The organism is Nitrospira sp. MA-1 (assembly GCA_032139905.1).
Classification (GTDB): Bacteria; Nitrospirota; Nitrospiria; order Nitrospirales; family UBA8639; genus Nitrospira_E.
Genome location: JAQJDB010000005.1, coordinates 575144 through 595722, shown reverse-complemented (window position 1 = coordinate 595722; position 20579 = coordinate 575144). Strand labels below are relative to the sequence as shown.

General features: G+C 49.9%; 24 protein-coding genes. 9 read left to right on the top strand and 15 right to left on the bottom strand.

Translation table 11 applies throughout. The features are described 5' to 3' along the window. Positions 1-5 precede the first annotated feature (5 nt). The 5 genes from panC to PJI16_07085 all read right to left on the bottom strand — a co-directional run bounded on the left by panC (position 6) and on the right by PJI16_07085 (position 4257). A complete protein-coding gene (gene panC, locus PJI16_07105) occupies positions 6-857 on the bottom strand; it encodes a pantoate--beta-alanine ligase (protein ID MDT3777324.1) in 852 nt (283 codons plus the stop codon). Positions 858-860: 3 nt separating this feature from the next. Then, positions 861-1418 carry a 2-amino-4-hydroxy-6-hydroxymethyldihydropteridine diphosphokinase gene (gene folK / locus PJI16_07100; GenBank protein MDT3777323.1) on the bottom strand — a complete coding sequence of 186 codons (558 nt, stop codon included), beginning with the start codon at positions 1416-1418 and terminating at the stop codon, positions 861-863. Between the two features lie 37 nt (positions 1419-1455). Further along, entirely contained in the window at positions 1456-2631 is a 1176-nt protein-coding gene (locus tag PJI16_07095) for an LL-diaminopimelate aminotransferase (protein MDT3777322.1), read from the bottom strand. 135 nt (positions 2632-2766) lie between these two features. Beyond that, positions 2767-3447, bottom strand: a complete 681-nt coding sequence (locus PJI16_07090) for a type 1 glutamine amidotransferase (GenBank protein MDT3777321.1) — start codon at positions 3445-3447, stop codon at positions 2767-2769. Positions 3448-3588: 141 nt separating this feature from the next. Then, positions 3589-4257, bottom strand: coding sequence for a methyltransferase domain-containing protein (locus tag PJI16_07085; GenBank protein ID MDT3777320.1), 669 nt, complete (start codon positions 4255-4257; stop codon positions 3589-3591). A gap of 359 nt (positions 4258-4616) precedes the next feature. Here PJI16_07085 and PJI16_07080 point away from each other — a divergent pair, with 359 nt between their 5' ends. Next, on the top strand, positions 4617-5282 hold the full coding sequence (locus tag PJI16_07080; protein ID MDT3777319.1) for a hypothetical protein: 666 nt from the start codon (positions 4617-4619) through the stop codon (positions 5280-5282). Positions 5283-5399: 117 nt separating this feature from the next. Here PJI16_07080 and PJI16_07075 read toward each other — a convergent pair whose 3' ends face one another. The 3 genes from PJI16_07075 to PJI16_07065 all read right to left on the bottom strand — a co-directional run bounded on the left by PJI16_07075 (position 5400) and on the right by PJI16_07065 (position 7627). After that, positions 5400-7166, bottom strand: coding sequence for an ABC transporter ATP-binding protein (locus tag PJI16_07075; protein MDT3777318.1), 1767 nt, complete (start codon positions 7164-7166; stop codon positions 5400-5402). 111 nt (positions 7167-7277) lie between these two features. Continuing rightward, a complete protein-coding gene (locus PJI16_07070) occupies positions 7278-7505 on the bottom strand; it encodes a hypothetical protein (protein MDT3777317.1) in 228 nt (75 codons plus the stop codon). 26 nt (positions 7506-7531) lie between these two features. Next, the gene (locus tag PJI16_07065; GenBank protein ID MDT3777316.1) at positions 7532-7627 is read right to left on the bottom strand and encodes an AURKAIP1/COX24 domain-containing protein; all 96 of its coding nucleotides are present in this window, start codon (positions 7625-7627) and stop codon (positions 7532-7534) included. Between the two features lie 223 nt (positions 7628-7850). Here PJI16_07065 and PJI16_07060 point away from each other — a divergent pair, with 223 nt between their 5' ends. Together PJI16_07060 and nadB are read left to right on the top strand one after the other, a co-directional pair. Beyond that, a complete protein-coding gene (locus tag PJI16_07060; protein ID MDT3777315.1) occupies positions 7851-8345 on the top strand; it encodes a hypothetical protein in 495 nt (164 codons plus the stop codon). A 32-nt stretch (positions 8346-8377) separates the two neighbouring features. After that, positions 8378-10027: an L-aspartate oxidase gene (nadB, locus tag PJI16_07055; protein ID MDT3777314.1), complete on the top strand. Its 1650-nt coding sequence runs from the start codon at positions 8378-8380 to the stop codon at positions 10025-10027. Between the two features lie 9 nt (positions 10028-10036). Here nadB and PJI16_07050 read toward each other — a convergent pair whose 3' ends face one another. From PJI16_07050 to PJI16_07040, 3 genes are read right to left on the bottom strand one after another with little or no spacing between them, the layout of a single operon-like run. Beyond that, positions 10037-10918, bottom strand: coding sequence for an aminotransferase class IV (locus PJI16_07050; protein MDT3777313.1), 882 nt, complete (start codon positions 10916-10918; stop codon positions 10037-10039). A 20-nt stretch (positions 10919-10938) separates the two neighbouring features. Continuing rightward, complete coding sequence (locus PJI16_07045) at positions 10939-12447, bottom strand: anthranilate synthase component I family protein (protein MDT3777312.1); 1509 nt, start codon at positions 12445-12447, stop codon at positions 10939-10941. Positions 12448-12450: 3 nt separating this feature from the next. Then, complete coding sequence (locus tag PJI16_07040) at positions 12451-13035, bottom strand: hypothetical protein (GenBank protein ID MDT3777311.1); 585 nt, start codon at positions 13033-13035, stop codon at positions 12451-12453. A gap of 119 nt (positions 13036-13154) precedes the next feature. Between PJI16_07040 and PJI16_07035 the strand changes: the two genes are divergently transcribed. The 4 genes from PJI16_07035 to atpF all read left to right on the top strand — a co-directional run bounded on the left by PJI16_07035 (position 13155) and on the right by atpF (position 15005). Beyond that, positions 13155-13436: an AtpZ/AtpI family protein gene (locus PJI16_07035; protein ID MDT3777310.1), complete on the top strand. Its 282-nt coding sequence runs from the start codon at positions 13155-13157 to the stop codon at positions 13434-13436. Positions 13437-13459: 23 nt separating this feature from the next. Then, entirely contained in the window at positions 13460-14185 is a 726-nt protein-coding gene (locus PJI16_07030) for a F0F1 ATP synthase subunit A (protein ID MDT3777309.1), read from the top strand. A gap of 71 nt (positions 14186-14256) precedes the next feature. After that, a complete protein-coding gene (gene atpE, locus PJI16_07025) occupies positions 14257-14484 on the top strand; it encodes an ATP synthase F0 subunit C (protein MDT3777308.1) in 228 nt (75 codons plus the stop codon). Positions 14485-14498: 14 nt separating this feature from the next. Continuing rightward, a complete protein-coding gene (atpF, locus tag PJI16_07020) occupies positions 14499-15005 on the top strand; it encodes a F0F1 ATP synthase subunit B (protein MDT3777307.1) in 507 nt (168 codons plus the stop codon). Between the two features lie 197 nt (positions 15006-15202). Here the strand turns inward: atpF and larE are convergent, their stop codons facing one another. Then, complete coding sequence (gene larE / locus PJI16_07015) at positions 15203-16030, bottom strand: ATP-dependent sacrificial sulfur transferase LarE (GenBank protein MDT3777306.1); 828 nt, start codon at positions 16028-16030, stop codon at positions 15203-15205. Further along, on the bottom strand, positions 16017-17120 hold the full coding sequence (rlmN, locus tag PJI16_07010) for a 23S rRNA (adenine(2503)-C(2))-methyltransferase RlmN (GenBank protein ID MDT3777305.1): 1104 nt from the start codon (positions 17118-17120) through the stop codon (positions 16017-16019). Before rlmN ends, larE begins: the two co-directional genes overlap by 14 nt. Before the next feature lie 739 nt (positions 17121-17859). Between rlmN and PJI16_07005 the strand changes: the two genes are divergently transcribed. Continuing rightward, positions 17860-18384 carry a winged helix-turn-helix domain-containing protein gene (locus PJI16_07005; protein ID MDT3777304.1) on the top strand — a complete coding sequence of 175 codons (525 nt, stop codon included), beginning with the start codon at positions 17860-17862 and terminating at the stop codon, positions 18382-18384. Here the strand turns inward: PJI16_07005 and PJI16_07000 are convergent. Further along, a complete protein-coding gene (locus PJI16_07000) occupies positions 18367-18564 on the bottom strand; it encodes a hypothetical protein (protein ID MDT3777303.1) in 198 nt (65 codons plus the stop codon). The genes PJI16_07005 and PJI16_07000 overlap by 18 nt on opposite strands. Before the next feature lie 126 nt (positions 18565-18690). Between PJI16_07000 and PJI16_06995 the strand changes: the two genes are divergently transcribed. Further along, positions 18691-19500, top strand: a complete 810-nt coding sequence (locus tag PJI16_06995) for an inositol monophosphatase family protein (GenBank protein MDT3777302.1) — start codon at positions 18691-18693, stop codon at positions 19498-19500. A gap of 109 nt (positions 19501-19609) precedes the next feature. On the opposite strand, the gene PJI16_06990 is transcribed toward PJI16_06995, so the two are convergent. After that, positions 19610-20134: a redoxin domain-containing protein gene (locus PJI16_06990; GenBank protein ID MDT3777301.1), complete on the bottom strand. Its 525-nt coding sequence runs from the start codon at positions 20132-20134 to the stop codon at positions 19610-19612. Positions 20135-20579: the final 445 nt, after the last annotated feature.

Sequence of the window (20579 nt, the reverse complement as noted above, 5' to 3'; positions counted from 1 at the left end):
CCTTATCATCGGGGACAACGGACGAGTAGATTATCTATCAATCGAATCTTCCCCAATCTGACGGCTCCTAAGATCACCACCGTCCCACGCACCTGAGTGAGTGGCTCCAAATCCCTGGAATCACAAATTGCCAGATAATCCAGATGTACATCGGGATCGCTCCCCAAAATCTTTTCCATTCGGGATTGTATGGTCCGAACATTCCGGAATCCGGTCCTAATGACATCGCTCCCTTGCCGTAACGCCTTCGACAAAAGCCCGGCTTGCACGCGTTGATGGGCTGAAAGAAATCGATTGCGGGAACTGACAGCTAGACCATCGTATTCCCGCACCGTTGGACAACGGATCATTCGCATATCCCAGTTGAGATCCTGAATGAGCTGGTTCACCACCAGGCATTGTTGATAATCCTTTTGTCCGAAGTACACGAGATGAGGACGGACCAGACCGAATAACTTCGTCACCACCGTCGTGACCCCTTGAAAGTGGGTGGGTCGTGCTTCCCCCTCCCAGCGTCGCGTCAGACGATTTACCGTGACGGTGGTTTGGAAATTTGCTGGATAGAATTCTTCCGGAGGAGGAGCAAAGAGGAGATCCACACCAGCCTCCCGGCACAAGCGCCGGTCGGCGCGAAAACTCCGCGGATAGCGGCCCAAATCTTCAGTTTCACCAAACTGGAGCGGATTCACAAAGACACTGACGACGACGGTCCGACATTGCTTTCGCGCACGTTGCATTAACGACAGGTGTCCATCATGCAAGGCGCCCATCGTCGGGACAAACCCAATCGGACCTTCCAACAATTCCTGCTTGGTTCTCCAGCTATGGAGATTTCGAACAGAGTGGAAGACTCGCATGGATCAGGCTGAAGGCCCAGACGAGCAGGCTGGTCGGGAGCCGTACTTCGCCCCGGGGATAACATCCAGCTTGTTGACCCTACTGGTATCTTCAAGCGACGACAACAACTCTTTCACCGAACGGCGAAAGGAGGGATGATTCCAATCAGGATCTAATTCCACAAGCGGTTCCAAGACAAATCGTCGCTGATGCAGACGCGGATGAGGGATAATGAGTCCTGGTTGTTCGATCACATGTTGGCCAAAAAAGATAATATCAAAATCCATTGTGCGGGGGCCGCAACGGTTATCTCCATCACGGCCCAACGCTCGTTCGGTTTCTTGGAGGATGCCCAGAAGTCGTTGGGGACTGAGACCAGTTTCCAACCGCACCACGCCATTATAAAACCAGGTAGGTCCCAGGATTCCCTGGGGATCGATCGGTTCAGATTCATAATATGAAGACACGCCTGTGACACAAGAACGAGGGAGCAGGTTCATCAACGCCACAGCCCGATCGCATAACTCCTGACGATCTCCGACGTTGGAACCAAAACCGATATACACAATTTCTTGAGCCATTTCGATGTTTACCAGATTAGCCGAAATGAATAAGGACCTACCAGCCAATCTTTTTCATGCGTTCCACCGCTTCGGCCAATTTATCTTTTGTGGTCGTGACCGTCATTCGGATATACCCTTCTCCCGGATCGCCAAATCCATTGCCGGGCGTGGTCACAATTCCGGCTTTCTCAATGAGATGGGCCGTGAAAGACGCCGAGGTGAATCCCTTCGGCACACCGATCCAAACATAAAACGCCGCCGGAGGCGAATCCAGCTCCAATCCCATGGCTTTCAAGCCGGGCACCAGAACATCCCGCCGTTCTTGATAAATCGTTCGCAAGCCTTCTGTCACTGAACCATCCAGTTGCAACGCGGTAATGCCTGCCTCCTGGATCGCTTGAAACACGCCTGAATCAATGTTGGTTTTGACCTTCCCCAAACCCGCGATGACTTCTTTTCGCCCAACGGCGAATCCGATGCGCCATCCGGTCATATTGTACGTCTTTGACAGCGAGTGGAATTCCACCCCCACGTCTTTTGCACCCGCTGCCTCCATAAAGCTCGCAGGCCGGTTGCCGTCATAATAAATTTCGGAATAGGCGGCGTCATGACAGACAATGATCTGATGCTCACGCGCAAAATCCACGACCTTTTTGAAAAATTCCTTGCTCGCCACCACCGACGTAGGATTATTCGGGGAGTTGAGAAACATCATTTTGGCTTTTTGGGCAATATCCCTGGGAATGGCAGATAGATCCGGCAAAAACCCATTCTCTTTTGTCAAAGGCATGGTGTAGGAAATCCCCCCGGCAAAGCTGGTTGCGACCGGGTATACCGGATATCCCGGGCTCGGAACCAACACAATATCTCCCGGGTCGACAAAGGCCAACGGAACATGGCCGATGCCTTCTTTTGACCCGATCAATGTCACCACTTCTGTTTTGGGGTCCAGGGTCACGCCAAACCGACGTTGATACCAATCGGCCACCGCAGTCCGAAATGACAACATGCCATCATACGACGGGTACTGATGATGTTTGGGATTTCCCGCCGCACGTCGTAACGATTCAATGATCGGTTCTGGTGTGGGCAAATCAGGATCGCCAATACCCAAATTGATGATATCCATCCCCCGCTCGATGGCCTTACGCTTCATGTCATCGATGGCAGCGAATAAATAGGGGGGTAAGGTGCGGATCCGCTCTGCATATTGAATAGGAAACTCAGCCATGAATTCGTACTCCTTATCAAAAACCGGTGAATATGAACCTGCTACGGTACCAAATATGTAACCCGTTCCGGTACCGCCCAGGAAAAAATGCTTTCGAAACGGGAAATGGGAAAATGAATCAAGAAGGAGGTGTCATCATGCCTGAATCAAATGTTCAATGAAGCGATCAGCCAATTGATGGAGCCTGGGTAGGTGGGGTCGCGACGGGGCTTGAATTGACTCCGGTGTCATCCCACCTCGCTGAACATCTTGAGGACATTCCCGGCACAAGGCCTCTATGCCCGATTCCTCTAATTCCAGATGAAACAGGAGGCCATATGTTCGATCCGCCATCCGGAATGCCTGAACTGGAAAATCAGCAGAAGTCACCAGATGCACGCTTCCAGGCGGAAGCGTGATCCCTTCTCCATGCCATTGAAACACGAGAAAGTCCTGGGGCATGGCACTCAGGATAGGATCGACTTTTCCCAGGTCGGAAAGGGACACGGCACTCATGCCAAGTTCAAACTTCGGCCCCGGTGTCACCGAACCACCCAACGCTTTCGCCAGCAACTGAGCTCCAAAACAAATCCCCAGGACAGGAATACCTTTCGCGAGAGCCGTCATCACAAATTTGAGTTCGGCCTCGATCCACGCATCACCATCATTAACGGACATCGGTCCCCCCATAATGAGGAGAAAGTCCCATGGGCCTGCAGGCAAACCCTCAGCGGGCACGACAACATTTCTGACCGCATACCCACGAGTTTCTAGAGCCCGACGAAAAACGCCAGGGCCTTCAAACAAGACATGTTGGAGGCAGAGGGCAACCTTCATGACGCCGCGTTTAGGTTGGGTTCAGGGCAAGAAGCCGATTCACGAAGGACAAGTCATACCCTTCGTGACGTGATCTACCTGAGAATAGGGCAAAATGTCCGGAGGCAAGGGGATACAGGGCACGACAATGGGTGGAGAGGGCTATGAATGTCCATTCAACGCAAAACCATTTGTGAACAAAGCCTGTTGACCATTCTTTTTATTCACGCATTCCACCAAATGCCAGAACCGCAAGGGGTTCACTTTCTTTTTATTGACCACCATCAGACACGTGCCTTCCAGGACCGTGTGCAATGCCAGATCGGTTCTGAATCCAATATGCTTACAGAAAGGAGAAATCCATTTTTCCACCGCCGCAATAACTTTATTCCCATTGCTAAAGTGATTCAGCATGATGATCCGGCCACCGGGTTTACACACCCGGATCATTTCATCCACCACACTTCGATAATCAGGAACTGCTGTGACCACGTAAGCAGCCATCACAATATCATAGTGATTATCGGGAAGATCCATTTTCCCCGCATCCATTCTCTTGAGGGTCACATGATCCAACCGGTGCTCCTGGACCCGACGTCGGGCATGTTCCAACATGCCATCCGAGAGGTCAATACCAAGGACTTCGCAACAGGAGGGATAAAGAGGGAGCGCCTCTCCGGTTCCTACGCCGACCTCGAGAACTCGATGGCCGGGCTCAATAGGAAGGCCGCGCACCGCCGACTCGCGTGATTGCTGAAAGACTTTACCAAACGTATGGTCATAAACAGACGCGTACGCACTGTATACACGCTCAACTTTCTCAATATTCATTGTTTCTCCAAATGATGATGTCCTTCGCAATCCACACCCCTTCAAGGGAAATTGACGTTCAACATGATATTTCGTGTAATAAGGGATTGCTTACCTGAGGCGAGAACCCCAAATAACTGGTGCCGTAGGGGGACGGTCCACCTAATTTCAACCAAACAGGCCGCTAATCTACCGGAGCGGCATGAGGGAGTCAACTACAAATCACTTTTCCAGTTACTCCTACTCCCCAACTGTGTATATGTACGGACATGATCCCTCTCAAGCCGTACATAGGGCAGGGATTGCAAAGATTTCAGGTGTCCTCTACAATTCCGACTTTCATCCTGAGTCATGCCCGAAAAGTGCCAAGGAGAATGCGCATGGTTTCATTGCTGTCTTCGTACATTCGTCTCCCGCTTACTCTTTGTGCCCTCACTATAATCGGTGTAGGGACTCACCCATCCATTTCCTCCGGGATCGACCTGTCTCTCACATTAGAGCAAGCCAATGAGGCGATGGCATCTGGTCGCAAAACCATGGAACAAGCCGATTCAGTAGAGGATGTGGCTACAGTGATGAAAGCCTCGGAACGTGCAGTTCGAGTCGGCGCTAACCCGGAAGTGGAACCCTGTGGGGCACATGCCATATTAAGAACACGACTCTATTGGTTGGAATACTTTGGCCGACGCGAAGCGGCGGAATCCAAACGCCAGAAACAAGACATTCGTATGCCGGAGGCTAAAATTCAGGAAATTCTGGAAATGCCCTACCTTGAAGTTGAAATTCGCTTATGCGGGGAAGATGAGTTCTTTGCGGAAGGGGCAGATATTGCTCTTCAGCAAGGCTCAAACACGATTCGCCCCGTGGATATTGGCCCTCCTGAGCGCGGCCGAAAAAATCCAGGAGATACCGTCAGCTTTCGGTCGAGGTTTACCGCACGCTTTGCCTATGCCGACTTCGATCCACTAGCTCCAGGAACCCTCGCCGTGTTCTTTCCCGATGGAAAACTGATTAACATACCAGCCGACTTCTCCAAAATTCATTAACCCGATTTTTATGAGACCCAGGCATAAAGATGCCAGAGGATTGAGAACTATTCTCGTCTCAATCGGATCAGGACTCAGAACCGGTTTTGTTTGTTTTCCTTCCGGCTCTATGACCCTTTATTGAGGCAAGGGTTGTTCTGCGATCTCCATACGCTCCGTTATTCCCTCAACCTCTCTCAGTGTATAGAGATGATGGTAGAGTCCCCGCTTGGCAAGAAGTTCTTCGTGCTGTCCTTCCTCCACAATTGTGCCTTTATGTAAGACGAGAATTCGATCTGCCCGCTGAATGGAGGAAAAGCGATGCGCGATCATCAGCGTGGTACGACCCTTCATCAGCTCCGTTAAGGCTGACTGCACCAACGATTCCGACTGACTATCCAAGGCTGAGGTGGCTTCATCCAGGATCAAAATTCTCGGATCTTTGAGTAGCGCCCTTGCAATAGCGATGCGCTGTCGCTGTCCTCCAGACAGATTAATTCCTTTTTCACCTAGAATGGTATCATAGCCCTCGGGAAGCGCCTGAATAAATTCATGCGCATTGGCTCGGCGACTGGCCTCTATCATGTCGGATTCAGGAGCTTCCGCTCGACCATACCGGATATTGTCTGCGATCGTTCCACCAAAAAGCAGTGTTTCCTGAGGCACAAGCGCTAACTGTTGATACAAACTATCCACTTGAATGGAGGTGAGATCATGCCCGTCAACCAGCACCCGACCGGCGGTTGGGTCATAAAAACGATGCAGTAAATTCACAATAGTCGTTTTCCCGGCTCCGGTTGGTCCCACCAGGGCCACACATTCCCCGGCCTGAATCGAGAAAGATACGGCATCCAAAACAGGGGGCCGGCCCTCATAGCTAAATTGTACTTGATCAAACTGCACCTGCCCGTGAATGGGCGTTAAGGCCTTTGCCATCGGACTATCCTGAATTTCCAGTGGAGTATCCAGGAGCTCAAACACCCGCGTCATCGCTCCTTGCACTTCCTTCACCTGAGAGAACATCCGGGCGGCTGATCCGAATGGGCCAATTAAAATTCCCGCAAAGAGAACAAACGAAAATAATTCCCCAGGTGATAGCTGACCTTCGATGACTTGCTTGCCCCCATACCATAAGACGCCAATCGCCATCACAAACGTACAGAAGGTGATGACGGGAACAAACACGGCCAACACCGCGGTCCGTTTCATGGTGGTCGCTAACAAGGTCTCTATGGCTGAACGAAACCGTGCTTCCTCCCGTTTACCCTGGACAAAGGATTTGACCACCCTAATGCCTGACACCACTTCTTCTATTAACGTGGTGACATGGGCGGTTTGATCCTGAATTTGCATCGATAAGACTTTTAACCGCTTCCCAAACATCCTGGCGACAAGGGCCAGCAAAGGCAAGAGAATGAGAATCAGGAGACACAGCCGCCAATTCATCACCAAAAGAAATCCCACGCCCCCAATGATGGTCACAAGATGCTTCAGGGCATCCATCGGGGTCTCCGTTAATAAATTCTGAATCACCCCGACATCGTTCATCAATCTGGAAATCAACTCTCCGGTTCGCCGTTTCGCAAAGAAATTCAGTGATAACCGATGGAGATGAGAGAAGACGTGGGTACGAAAATCCGCCATTACATGCTGGGAAGCCAGCGCGGTCAAATAACTATGAGCCATGGATAACAGGCCCTGGCCGATCACCAACCCGACAAAGACCCACACCATGCTGGTCAATTTCGGCAAGTCCCGTTGAACCGTTATAAGATCCCACAGCGAGCCGCCCAACCTGATGAGCAACAGGTTGCAGGCCGCGACACCCATCACCAAAACCCCCGCACCGACCATGGTCATCAGATAGGGACGGAGGAAGGGAATAAATCGAGACAGATAGTTCATAATGGCCTTACACGAACAGGTGCTTAAATCCGTTTAGAGGTAGGTAAGAAGCGACGTCACCAATTCACAATCGGAGGGTGCGACAAGGCGAGAGAAATGACAAAATGGAGGCTAGTCGAGTTGAATAACCGATTCGATTTGATTTTTGTTTAAAGCGACAAACGCAGAATGTTCAGTGTCATTGATCAGCACATCCGTTAAGTTAATAAACAGGACAGACTCATCATTTAACACATCTGAAATTCTATTTCGCATAGGCGGGATTAAGAGATCTCCGACATATGACGACAAAGAGGAACGGACCCGAATACGAGTTTTTTTCCCCTGGGTCATATTCAAGCCCTTGACCATCCCGCCTATGTAAATTAATTACGACGTTTGGCAAACTTCATTCGGCGAAGGAGTTTTTTATGTTTATGCTTGCGCATTTTCTTCCGTCGCTTTTTGACAACACTGGACATAAAGGTACATTCCTGGGTGAATTCGATGCGGCTATCTTGGTTCAGAGAGTCTCGCGCTGAATTTGGCAAACAAGTCCCCGACTGCCGGCTGACTACCTATCATAGGGTCAGGAAAGGTGTCAAGGAAACCATCCACATCATACCTGTTCCTTCACTCATTAATCATCTACTTTCTATAAATTCTCTTGACCCCCTCCAGCATTCTTCTTCATTATAGAATTTCATGATTCTGCTTCGATTTTTAAATAACCATCTTTTGTTGCTTTTAATAACGTTTCCGATCCTTATTTCCCTCGCAGGATCAGGATGTTCGAAAAAAGCCCCCAAATACCCTGAGGACCACGCCCGATTCCAACGAGTAGTGCAAGCTATCAAAACACTGGAAAAAGCCTATGTCAATCACGATGCATCGGGCTTCCAGGACCTACTACTTCCCCTTGAAAACCTTGACCTCTTAGAAGCCAAGGTTCGAGAAGACTTCGCTACTTTTACCACTATTCAGCTGGACCTGACCATCGATCGCATGGTGATTGATGGAGATCGTATTTCGGCCTTTGTCTCCTGGCAAGGCAACTGGGAACGCTCCCCTCAGGAAGCTCCCGCTCAAGCCAGCGGTCATGGGGTCCTGCTGTGGAGTGGCAATCAAGTCATCCTGCTCCGGGGGATTGAAGGAAACCTGCCTTTTGCCATGACACACCGTCTCAATTTTTCTTCTTAACCATCAACTTTTTCACTGCTCCAATCATTTCCATGTCTTCCGCTGCCGCATCACATCATTCCTCCCACGTGATTTCGACGGATTTCCTGATTTTAGGCGCGGGTGTGGCAGGCCTTCGAGCTGCAATTGAATTAAGTCGATATGGTCGTGTCACCATGGTCGCCAAAGGTGGGCCACAAGACAATAATTCTTTCTATGCCCAAGGAGGCGTAGCGGTCGCGCTCAGCGAGGAAGATGACGTGGTTCTCCATTTGGCAGATACTCTGAAAGCCGGCCATCAACTCTGTTCCCGGCCAGCCACCAAAATACTCGTTGAAGAAGGACCCTCCCGTATTCATGAATTGATTGAATGGGGAGCGAAATTTGACACAGTGGATGGCAAACTCGCGTTCACCAGGGAAGGCGCCCACAGCCGTCATCGAGTATTACGAGCCGGAGGGGATGCCACCGGCAGCGAAATGGTTCGTGCACTCAGCGTCAAAGCCCAAACCCTGAAAAACCTGACCTGGATGGGAAATCATGTTGCGGTTGAGCTATGCATCCAGGACGGACGATGCTGGGGAGCGTTAATCCTTGATGAATTGAGTGGGACTCTTAAGATCGTCTGTGCTCCCGCCACACTTTTAGTCACAGGGGGGGCCGGGCAGGTCTATGCTCGAACCACCAACCCGGCCAATGCGACCGGAGATGGCATTGCCATGGCTTATCGGGCGGGTGCCATTCTGGAGGATATGGAATTCGTCCAATTTCATCCAACCGCCCTGTATCTCCCATCCAGTCCTCCTTTTCTGCTGTCCGAAACTTTACGAGGCGAAGGAGGGATTTTACGCAATAATCGCTGCGAGCGCTTCATGAAAAACTATCATCGAAGCCAGGACCTCGCACCAAGGGACATCGTCTCCCGGGCTATCTGGACGGAAATGCAACGAACCAAAGCTCGTCATGTCTATTTAGATGTGACCCATTTGGGGGCCGCATTTTTGAAAGAACGGTTTCCTACCATCTACTCGACCTGCTTACGATACGATATTGACATCACAGAGGAATGGATCCCGGTTTCCCCCAGTGCTCATTATTTTATGGGCGGCGTTAAAACCGACCTGGATGGGGCTTCCACCATCCCAGGCCTGTTTGCGGCAGGGGAAGTAGCCTGTTCCGGAGTTCACGGTGCCAATCGACTCGCGAGTAATTCTTTGCTGGAAGGTCTGGTCTTTGGCTATCGGGCAGCCCAAGCCGCTTCTTCTTGTTCGACGATCAGCTCCTGCCCTGACTTTTCAAATTCTCCGCTCCTCCGAAAACCCAGCGGACGGAAGATGTCCACTCAAGATGTGGAAAAAATCAGAAACTCTTTACGGCGTCTGATGTGGTCTAAAGTCGGATTGGTGCGAACGGGGAATTCATTAAAGAAAACCGTCGATCAGGCTCAGCTATGGTCATCCAAGCTTTTGGCGGCCCCGTGGAGCCGGCCTGGACTAGAAACCCGGAATATGGTTTTGGTTGGACAATGCATTGCGGAAGCTGCACTTTGGCGATCCAATAGCGTGGGAGCCCATTTCCGTGAAGATTTTCCGTTCCATAAAGGACTCGCCTGGAAAACTCATAGCCGGTGTCAACAGGACAATGACGCCAAACCCACTGCGGTTATTACCCCAAAGAATACAAAAAATACCACACCGCGTTGAATGTTATGTCTATTGAGGGCGCGTGATAACCGGCCCCAACCATCTTTCCAAATTATCCTGGAAACCCTTCCATAATGCCATCGTGATTGGCCCACTCTTTCCTTGACCTATAGGATCTTCTCCAACTTGAGAGACCGCCATCACTTCCAGTCCTGTGTTCGTCATAAAGCATTCATCGGCTTGAAGCATGTCCATAGGGGAATATGCCCCTTCCTCCACCTCAATTTTTAAATCCCTGGCTAAGGCGATCACCACTTCTCGAGTGATCCCCTCCAGGATTCCGCAGGCAACAGAAGGAGTATGTAATCGGTGGTTTGCCACAAAAAAGATATTGCTCGTCGTACATTCCGTCACATGACCGTCCATATTCAACATCAGGGCGTCAAACGCTCTTGCCTGTACGGCTTCCTGCTTGGCCAAAATATTGTTGAGAAAACTCAGCGACTTAATTTGAGGTGATTGGGCAGATTCCGGATTTCGTCGAACTGAAACGAGTTGCACCCTGACTCCCTGCTCCCGCATTTGGGCAGGATAGGCCACCACAGACCTCGCCATCACGACAATAGTCGGGCGGGGACAAAGACCAGGGTCAATCCCGAGTTCCCCTTCACCTCGAGATATCGTTATGCGGAGACTGGCATCCTCAAGTTCATTTCGAATCAACATTTCGGTCATGATGGCTTCCCAAGCGTCATCCTGGATCGGAAGAACCAGACCGATCAGATCACAAGATCGTCGAAGACGTGCCAAATGTCGTTCTAATAAAAAAATGCGCCCCTGATAGACACGGAGGGTTTCATAGACACCATCCCCATATAAAAACCCATGGTCAAAGACCGATATTCGAGCATCCTCTTTTTTAACAAACTGATCGTTGAGAAAGATCCACATCTCTTATACCCGTTTCGTCGTCAGTAATTCCCTTTCAGAACCTGGAAAAAAGCTTCGGCCTTTTTGAGCGTTTCCTTATACTCCCGCTCAGGGTCCGAATCAGCCACAATCCCCGCTCCCACCTGGAGATATCCCTGTCCCGCCGTGAGCCATAACGTGCGAATGGCAATATTCAAGTCAAGATCCCCGTTCCACCCGATAAACCCAATCGACCCGGTGTAAATTCCCCGACGAACGGGCTCAAGCTGCTCGATGAGTTCCATGCAATGGACTTTAGGCACTCCGGTAATGGTCCCTCCAGGAAACGTGGCTCGAATAAGGTCGAAACCATGGCAGACGTCACTCAAACGGCCGGAAACCTGGGAGACCATATGCATGACATGAGAATATCGTTCCACGGTCATCAACTCATTGACTCGAACGGATCCGTAGTCGCACACCCGCCCCAGGTCATTTCGAGCCAAATCAACCAACATGAGATGCTCCGCCCGTTCCTTGGGGCAAGACAACAGATCTTCCGCCAACCGTCGATCAACTTGAGGCTCTATGTCCCGAGACCTGGTACCCGCGATAGGACGCATATCCGTACGTCCCCCTGAAAGCCGTACTAATCGTTCCGGAGAATTACACACGATGACATCAGACTCCAACACGAGGAAGGCCGAATGGGGGGAAGGATTGACCTTCCGCAATTGCCGATATATGTCAGCTCCAGCTTCGACTTGGCTTGCAAAACAATGAGTCACTCCCTCAACCCGGAATCGATGAGAGAGATTAGCCTGATAAATATCTCCGGCAGCAATGAAGTGCTTGCAGGCACGCACGCGATCCATATATTCCAAAGACGATTGCTCCCCCTCTATGCGAAGCGAGGACATAGCGGAATGCATCTTCGTTTGAAGGTTCTCAGGAATCATCACTTTGGCTTGCAGATCAGACAGGCGCGCCTGCCCTTCCCGCAACAAGTGATCCCAGCTTTCGCCCGCCAATCGCTCAGGCGAAGGCGCAAATATCAGCCAGACCCCCGGAGCCTGATGATCCACGGCCACAAAGATCTCGACAAACAGAAAGTACAGGTCAGGAAAATGCAGATCATCCGGCAGACACTCGGGTAGAACCTCAAACGTACGGGCAAGGTCGTAGCTGAAACAGCCGATCGCTCCTCCCTGGAACGGCGGGAATTGGTGCCCCGAACCGGCAGTCTGCCTCGCGAAGGTACGCTGCAACATCGCGAATGGATCACCGATGTGCTTTTCCTTTTTACCCAACGAAACCGATTCATACGCGTGCCCCTTCCCCCGGACCACGCGATAGGGATCGCACCCCAAATAAGAAAAACGACAGGACACCCCATCTTGAACGGCGTCATGCTCCATGAAAAATGAATGTGGAGCGTAACCGGTCACCCGGCCAAAGAGATCAAAGGGATCTTCAAAAGCGGGGGAGCAGTGCTGAATAAGGGGAAAACACGAGGTCGAATGAAGCGAGGCATGAGTGCCTCGTTCGGCATGCTTGGGAATGGAGGACAAGGGTTAAGGACTATCTGATGAAGGATTTTCTAAGGCCCGCATGGCGTCCTCGGGAGACAACAACCCCTCTTGCACCAGGTTATCAAGCAGATCTTTGGCGGCTTTTTCAGAAGAGCGTCGGATCCCGCGAACCCGTACACCGGGGGGATAAAACCGAAGAAAATCAGGATTCGTCACCCGTATGGTGACCGTTTCACTTTCCCCATAGGGTGGAAGATCCTTTCGATTACTGGGAATCCTGAAAAAATGTTTTCCCTCCCCAGTCATACCATCCGATCCCTCGATTTTGATTCGATTGGAAATTTCTTTCCCGGAAATTTCCAGCACAGAATCCACTACCAGGATTAAGGAATCTGCAATCAACGGATCCCCCGTTTGGTTTTTGACCTTCACCGTATATTCTACTTCACTGACAGACGTTAATATATCGTTACCGGAGAAGGGATCGAGCTGCTTATATTGAACAACAGGCACCACCCCACCCGTTAAATCCGGCAAATCATCCACCCCTGAGGAAGTGGCTCCCAGGGGATTCTCATATGCTGCAAACGCCATGATCAGGAGGAACACCAACTGCTTCTTCATCATAATGTCGGCCTAAATATTAGTAACAGTACTGAACCAGCTAAGAGGCTTCATGATTCTCTGTCTTGATCAGGCGTACCTTACCATACCATTATTGAAAAATGGGACCTTTGTTGCTTGACATGATTCGTGATTTTTTGCTTGAATGTGTCCCCTTCCGACGACTCGCCTGGCCGATTAAAAAAATGGCACCTTCTCAGGATCCAATGTTTGCGGGGCTGGGACAGGCAATGCGAGTGGGGACGGACCTTCTTGCCGCCCTTATCGTCGGTGGATTCCTTGGTTGGTTAATTGATTCGTATGTGTTGGATACCACACCGTGGGGTATGGCGTTAGGACTGGTACTGGGATTAATCGCTGGAGTTCGCAATGCCTACCGTGCAGCTCAGCGTTGGAAACAATGAGTCACTAGACACAAGGTTTAGTTTTGGAAGATCCGTTACATCCCTTCGAGCTTCATAACTTTCTCCCGCTTTCCTTTTTCGGCCTTGACATTTCCGTCAATAAGGCCGTCTTGATGATGTGGGTTGTGGTGGGGCTTGTTACGCTCCTATTGATGAAAGCTGGTGGCGCCAGGGCATTGGTGCCTTCTAAGCTCCAAAGTCTTGGAGAGTTGCTGGTCGACTTTATTCGCGGAATTATTCAGGACACGATGGGGGCCTCTGGGATGCGATATTTCCCCCTCATCAGTGCCCTCTTTTTGTTTATCTTATTTTCAAACCTGGTCGGTCTCATACCTGGATCTTATACGATTACCAGCCAAATTATTGTGACCGGGGTGTTTGCTGTAGGCGTCTATCTCCTCAGTCTTATCATAGGATTCCAACTCCATGGCGCTAAATTCTTTGGGATACTTGTTCCTCCTGGCACACCAGGATGGCTCCTTCCCCTAATGATTCCCATTGAATTAATCAGCCAACTGGCTAGACCGATCTCTCTGGCCGTCAGATTATTTGCCAATATGACTGCCGGACATGTCATTCTTGGGGTTTTGTTCGGCCTTACCATAGCAGGCGGGCTTATGATTGGGTGGCTGCCTTTTTCATTTACCATCGCACTCTATGGCTTGGAAGTCGGAATTGCCTTTATTCAAGCCTATATTTTTACAGTTTTAACCTGCGTCTACATTGGTGACGCCATGCATCTGCACTAAATCACGCTCGAACAAAACGATAAGGGAACACTCACAATTAGTCCCTTTTAAACTGGGAGGACAACACTACAATGGATTCTGCAGCAGCAGCACTTTTGGGAATGGGCCTAGCGGCCGCGGGCTTTGCGGGCGCCGGGATCGGCATCGGGTATATTTTTGGAAAAATGATTGAGGCAGTCGCCCGTCAACCAGAGGCAGAAGCCAGGGTCGGCAAGTATATGTGGATCGGGTTCGCCCTGGTCGAAGCCATCGCGCTCTACGGGCTGGTCATCGCCTTTATCATCATGGGCAAAGGATAAAGGGCTCCTGATCTATGCCACAATTTGACTCACATTTCTTTTCGTCACTGATATTCTGGGAACTCCTCTCATTTGGGATCCTTCTATGGGTGCTCTATAAGTACGCTTTGCCCCCGATCCTGGAAACGCTGGAAGCCCGTGAACGAAAGATCAGAGAAAGCCTCGACCAGGCCGAGCAGAACCGAGTTGCAGCAGAGGGAAAGCTCAAGGAATATGAAACCAAGCTTCAGTTGGCTGCCAAAGAAGTGGAAACGATCCTGACAGAGGCCAAGCAACAGGCTCAACGGCTACTTGACGAAAACGAGCAGCGGCTTCGCGTGGAATCACAGAGGATTAAAGAGGAAACGACGCAAGACATTGATCGTGAGCGACGGAAGGCCATTCAAGACATTAAGACCCAATCGGCTGAGTTGGCCATTTTGGTTGCCGAGAAGGTGATTGGTCGAAGCTTATCGGACGACGACCATCGGCGATTTGCACAGGAAGCTCTAGAGGCAGTCGCTGCCCAGTCAAAAAACTAAATATTTCCAAATTTTCTTGGAAAAACCTCCATCGCAGGAGGCATTCTTTCCGGGATCGCTCCTATCAAACCGTCGTGCACAATAAAAAAGAGGGAAGCATCACTTCCCTTTTTTTTTGCCTCCCCGAACACATCAGACAATAGGACATAGGTAAAACTCTCCCGGTTAACCCATTCACAACAATTTTGGTATAGACTTCAAACCGGACCTGAGGGAAGGTTCCCTCCTCCGGCCCGATACCCTTCCAAGTCAAGTGTGATCGTTTGAAATCCAAGCTTTTTAAATTTCTCCACTAACCGGGATCTTCCTGGTTCTTCCATCAGAATTCCCATTTGCGTCGGGTCTATCTCGATTCTCGCCAAATCGCCGTGAAGGCGAACCCGCACTTGCATAATCCCTTGAGCCACCAAAAAGGCCTCGGCCTGTTCTACCCGGGAAAGATAGGCCTTCGTAATGGGGAGCCCTCGGGTAATTCGTGAAGACAAACAAGCGGCGGCCGGCTTATTCCAATTGGCTAGCCCCAACCCTTTGGCCAATTCCCGAATATCCGCCTTACTGAGTCCCGCCTCAACCAAAGGACTCCGCACACCTAGCTGTCTGGCCGCATTAATGCCCGGACGATCTTCACCCAAGTCATCCACATTGGTCCCATCCACAATGGTATGAAACCCCACGGCATCCCGAAGACTGGAAAGCAATCGGTATAAATCCGTTTTGCAATGGAAACATCGGGTTGCATCATTTTTGACAAATGACTCAATTTGCAACTGATCCGTTTCGACCAATTGCAAAGGCGCGCCGATCGCTGCACTTAATTGTTTGACCTCTTCCACTTCCAATGCCGGAAATGTTGGCGAAACCGCCGTCACGGCCTTGGCCTGAGACCCAAGTATGTCAAAGCCAACCTTCAAAACGAGTGTGCTATCGACCCCACCAGAAAATGCAACCACCACCGATTCCATATCGGAAAAGAGTTCTTGCAAGGCTTCATACTTCCCCTGCAGAGTTGGTTCAAGGCTGAGCATAGAGAGTGAGACTCCTTTTCTTGTTCGTGGTCGACTGATTCAAAACTTCAGCAGCTGATCGACCTAATTGGCCGCAAGCTCCCAACACATCGTCTCCCCGGCTTTTTCGGAGAAACACATCCAGGCCTTTATTTCTAACAATATCTTGAAAGGCATCAACCACACCTGGTGACGGACGTCGAAAGGGGTTACCCGGAAACTCATTAAACGGAATCAAATTCACCTTACACCGGATCCCCTGTACAAGCCGTACCAAACGCCTGGCATCTTCAGGTGAATCATTGACGCCCGCTAACAACACATATTCAAACGTCAGAGGGCGTTCGCTGAATTGAGTATATTGACGACAGGCATCAAGCAATTCAGATAAATCGTAGCGCCCATTCACTGCAGGCATCAGTTGTCCCCGTTGTTCATTGGTCGTGCCATTTAAGGATATGGCCAGATTCACGCCTAATCGTCTCACATCTGGAAATCGCGGGATCCAGCCCGCCGTGGACACCGTGATGCGTCGTGGGGAAAAACCCAAGCCCCACTCAATATTGGTGAGACGCTGGATCGCATCGGCGACCGGCTCAAAATTCACCAACGGCTCTCCCATTCCCATGAACACCAGTGAAGACAGATGCTCATCTTCCGGCAGATAAGCTTGGACATTCAACACCTGCCCGACAATTTCATGGGCGCGCAAGCTTCGCTTCAGGCCCATCTCGGCCGTCAAACAAAAACCACAATCCAGGGTGCACCCGACTTGGGAAGACAGACACAAGGTCCGCCGACGGCCATCCGGAATCAATATCGTCTCTACAGCCAAGCCATCCTCTAAATTCCATACAAACTTAACTGTGCCATCGCTGGCAATCGTGGGAGGTAGAGATTCCATGCCGTGAATAGTCGCTACCTCCTGCAACCTGCCCCGATCGGTCTTAGACAAGTTGGTCATCGACTCAATATCCACTACACGATGCTGGTAGAGCCATCGCAGAATTTGACCTGCCCGATATCGTGGCCAACCGAGTTCCTGTATGAAGGCACTCAGTTCATTTGCGTTGAGGGCAAGGAGATTGAGAGGGGGGGTATTTGCAGTCATCACGTTTAAGTCCAACAATCAAATAATTCATCAATCATAGCATCCTTATCTTCCCAAGCCATCTTAAAAATATTCCAGCCTGTCTCAATATGCTCGGTTTACACCTAGAGCCTGTCTGTCCGGGGTGATCAGAGCGAAATGGCGACTGAGCAAAGCCGAGGTTTGACGATTTCACTGGCCCATCGTGGATGGGTCAAGAAAACGGAGAATTTTTGACCGCGTAGAAACCTTTACAGCCGATTCCTCCCTATTCAGACATTTTCCTAGGTAGGACTACACCACAATATGTTGTCAACTCATTCATGAAATGCTTTAAACAACGGTTTACTCCATAGCATATTTTCTGACTTAAATTCCGTCAAAAAATGAGCCGCTTACATTATCGCTCATTATTGTAGAAATTTATGTCAATTATCATCACTCTCAAACCAACCATTCCAAACGCCAATACCACGATACAATACCTAGTTAATAAGGCACATTCACATACTGCAAGAACGACTATCCTACCAAATATTGAATTCACAGAATCATAAACCACTAAGTTTAGGCTTTTCATTTTAATAGATTAATTTCATAATGATCACTTCACAAACAGACCATTGACTTATAATAAACCAATCGCAATTTGCATATTTGTTTGAAGGCAACCTTTAATAATAAAAATTTAAAGCTTGCTTGTTGACTTTGCTTTAAAACACGAATAGAATTAGACTCAACATATGGTGGAGTTCGCGAAATGGAGGATCAAAATGACCAGCTTAAAGATATCAGTGATGGGCTGGAACAGCGCATTAGTGTTTATGAGCGAAAACTCAAGGATCTTCAAAAAAAACGGGAGCAGGTTGGTGAGGAAATCGCGACGGTTGAGAAATACCTGGAGTTGGCAAAAACCCTTTATCGCGTCGAAGCTGACAAAGCGAAGCTGGCGAGTCTCTCCAGCCAGATCTTCTCGAATAAGGAAGGGCATCTGTCCTCAGCCGATACGGATGTCGCGTCTAAGTCGAGGGAAATTCTCCTAGGCCGAAGCAAATACGTGGGTATGAGTGTACCTGATGCGGTGTACATGGTTCTCCAAGAGATCGGTCGTCCACTACATGCCAAAGAACTTTTTCAACGCCTCAAAGAAGGCGGGATGCCGATCCGGGGAAAAACTCCAGTCACATCAGTTGCCACATCCTTAAAACGCGATCCTCGGTTTCGAAAAGTGGGGCCTAATACATTTGAAGTCAATCACGAGAAAACATTAACCAAAGCCGTCTGACCCGCAATGACGGGCATGATCGATGATCTGAAAGGGGGTGAGTGAATTGGCAGCAACAAAAAAGAAAGCCGCTCCAAAGAAAAAGGCCGCGGCCGCCGCGAAACCCAAAGCAAAAGCAAAGACCAAGAAGAAGTAGCTGTAGAGCCCACCTGCAGTGCCACTGGGAGTGGGGCCACCCACTCCCAGTGTGTTTTTCCTTCTAACTCCCTTAAACACTCACATCACTGATTCGCATGAACGTAACCTGACGCTTGGGATTTCCGCAGACTTCAGGTATGCTGGAAAACGTTCTTTCCCACATTATCTATGCCACTATCTACTACCGAATATCACTCGTTAACCCCCATCGCCATTCAAGCCGCCCGGCAGGGCGGAGCGATCCTTCTCGACTACGCCAAAAAAGGATTTCAAGTCCATCAAAAGGATCAAGCCATCAACCTGGTCACCGAAGCGGACCTGCGTTCAGAGGAAGCCGTCATTCAGACCATCCGACAGGCATTTCCCGAACACCAGATCCTCAGCGAAGAACAGGGCCTGCAGGACATCCCTTCCCATCCCGTCAAATGGATCGTCGATCCTTTAGACGGCACCACCAACTTCACCCACGGCTTTCCAATGTACAATGTCTCTATCGGCGTGGAATATGAAGACACATGCGTTCTCGGAGTGGTCTATGATCCCACACGGGACGAACTGTTTCTGGGACAACAAGGGAAGGGAGCCACACTCAACGGCACACCGATTCATGTCTCGGCGACACCTCAATTAAACGAAGCGTTGCTCGTCACCGGCTTTGCCTATGACGTGCACACCGCCAAAGATAACAACCTCAAGGAATTTTGCGCATTCACCCTACGCGCGCGCGGGATGCGGCGCACCGGCACCGCCGCGATTGACCTCTGTTACATCGCCTGCGGCCGATTCGATGGCTTTTGGGAGCTACAACTCAATCCGTGGGACACTGCGGCAGGAAAAGTCATCCTGGAAGAAGCCGGAGGAAACCTCACCGATTACGCGGGAGAGCCCTACTCCATCTATGGAACCACCCTTATCGCCACCAACGGCCATATCCATCAGGAAATGGCTGAGGTCCTTCAGAAATGTCGTCAAGAATAAATTCTTCATCATATCGTTGATCGATACCGGATCACGATTTCATCAAAGTCTCTTTCGTCCAACCTTCTCAGTACCCCTAGTCTTTGTATAATTCTTCACAAGCTTCCTGTTATGTCGGATCGGCAAGCAGCAGCTGAATTTTTAGTTCGGTTTCCTCATAGCTGCCTTCACCGATCTTGGTGTATTGAATATTTCCCCGCTTATCGATTAGATACAGCGTCGGCCAATATCGGTTGCGATACTGCCGCCAGTTCCGGAAATCATTATCGATCGGCACGGCATAGGGAATGTTGTGCTCCTGGATATACTCTTTGACTTTCTCCACATCGTATTCATATTTGAACTCCGGCGAATGCACCGCAATCACGACCAACCCTTGCTTGGCGGACATGTCATGCCATTCTTTGACATTGGACTCGATGTTCCGGCAATTCCAACATCCGAAGGTCCAGAACCCCACCACCACGACTTTGCCACGGAGATCTTCCATCTTAAGTGGTGCTGAGTGAATCCAAGCCGGACTGATAATTTCTGGAGCAGGAACATTAGCTGCAAAACCTAGGGTGACAAAATAGAAAAGAATACAGATCGGCCCTAAGACAACCAAACTCCATAAACTTTTCTTTCCCATCATCAAATCTCCTTATTGAATCTCTCCGCTCCGCTTTCAGGGTCGCCGCCCACATGGGTGTTCTCGTACATCACCAAATGGTCTTTTTCCTCAGCTTGTGACACAACCCATTTCAAAAGGCTTATAGATGCCAGGTTTTGGCAAAAAGACCCATAACCATTGACGCCCCACCCGGCCTCATTGGATTGGACGAACGCAAGACACAGAAAGGCGGAACAACTCGCTACGCCAAGGCAAGGCCCACCGGTTAAATAGCATATTCGACCACGGGGAGAGGGAGGGCAGGCGTCGGATAAAGAGAAGTATAGGGGTTTCAGAACATTATAAATGGCATGACTCAAAAACAGGAACGGCCTGGGAATCATTTAAAATAACGATGAGAGAGCAATCTGTTGTTTTAAGGAAAAATGATGAGGGAGAAAGGATTCGTGGTGAGTGAGGAGAACGG

Coding starts and splice junctions, on each gene's coding strand:
- PJI16_07060 (MDT3777315.1), top strand. CDS start 7,851: ATGATTCTGCTTCGATTTTTAAATAACCATCTTTTGTTGCTTTTAATA.
- atpF (MDT3777307.1), top strand. CDS start 14,499: ATGCCACAATTTGACTCACATTTCTTTTCGTCACTGATATTCTGGGAA.
- PJI16_07035 (MDT3777310.1), top strand. CDS start 13,155: ATGATTCGTGATTTTTTGCTTGAATGTGTCCCCTTCCGACGACTCGCC.
- PJI16_07080 (MDT3777319.1), top strand. CDS start 4,617: ATGGTTTCATTGCTGTCTTCGTACATTCGTCTCCCGCTTACTCTTTGT.
- panC (MDT3777324.1), bottom strand. CDS start 857: ATGCGAGTCTTCCACTCTGTTCGAAATCTCCATAGCTGGAGAACCAAG.
- PJI16_06995 (MDT3777302.1), top strand. CDS start 18,691: ATGCCACTATCTACTACCGAATATCACTCGTTAACCCCCATCGCCATT.
- atpE (MDT3777308.1), top strand. CDS start 14,257: ATGGATTCTGCAGCAGCAGCACTTTTGGGAATGGGCCTAGCGGCCGCG.
- PJI16_07005 (MDT3777304.1), top strand. CDS start 17,860: ATGGAGGATCAAAATGACCAGCTTAAAGATATCAGTGATGGGCTGGAA.
- PJI16_07085 (MDT3777320.1), bottom strand. CDS start 4,257: ATGAATATTGAGAAAGTTGAGCGTGTATACAGTGCGTACGCGTCTGTT.
- folK (MDT3777323.1), bottom strand. CDS start 1,418: ATGGCTCAAGAAATTGTGTATATCGGTTTTGGTTCCAACGTCGGAGAT.
- PJI16_07075 (MDT3777318.1), bottom strand. CDS start 7,166: ATGAACTATCTGTCTCGATTTATTCCCTTCCTCCGTCCCTATCTGATG.
- larE (MDT3777306.1), bottom strand. CDS start 16,030: ATGCTCAGCCTTGAACCAACTCTGCAGGGGAAGTATGAAGCCTTGCAA.
- PJI16_07040 (MDT3777311.1), bottom strand. CDS start 13,035: ATGATGAAGAAGCAGTTGGTGTTCCTCCTGATCATGGCGTTTGCAGCA.
- PJI16_07095 (MDT3777322.1), bottom strand. CDS start 2,631: ATGGCTGAGTTTCCTATTCAATATGCAGAGCGGATCCGCACCTTACCC.
- PJI16_07050 (MDT3777313.1), bottom strand. CDS start 10,918: ATGTGGATCTTTCTCAACGATCAGTTTGTTAAAAAAGAGGATGCTCGA.
- PJI16_07090 (MDT3777321.1), bottom strand. CDS start 3,447: ATGAAGGTTGCCCTCTGCCTCCAACATGTCTTGTTTGAAGGCCCTGGC.
- nadB (MDT3777314.1), top strand. CDS start 8,378: ATGTCTTCCGCTGCCGCATCACATCATTCCTCCCACGTGATTTCGACG.
- PJI16_07065 (MDT3777316.1), bottom strand. CDS start 7,627: ATGTCCAGTGTTGTCAAAAAGCGACGGAAGAAAATGCGCAAGCATAAA.
- PJI16_06990 (MDT3777301.1), bottom strand. CDS start 20,134: ATGATGGGAAAGAAAAGTTTATGGAGTTTGGTTGTCTTAGGGCCGATC.
- rlmN (MDT3777305.1), bottom strand. CDS start 17,120: ATGACTGCAAATACCCCCCCTCTCAATCTCCTTGCCCTCAACGCAAAT.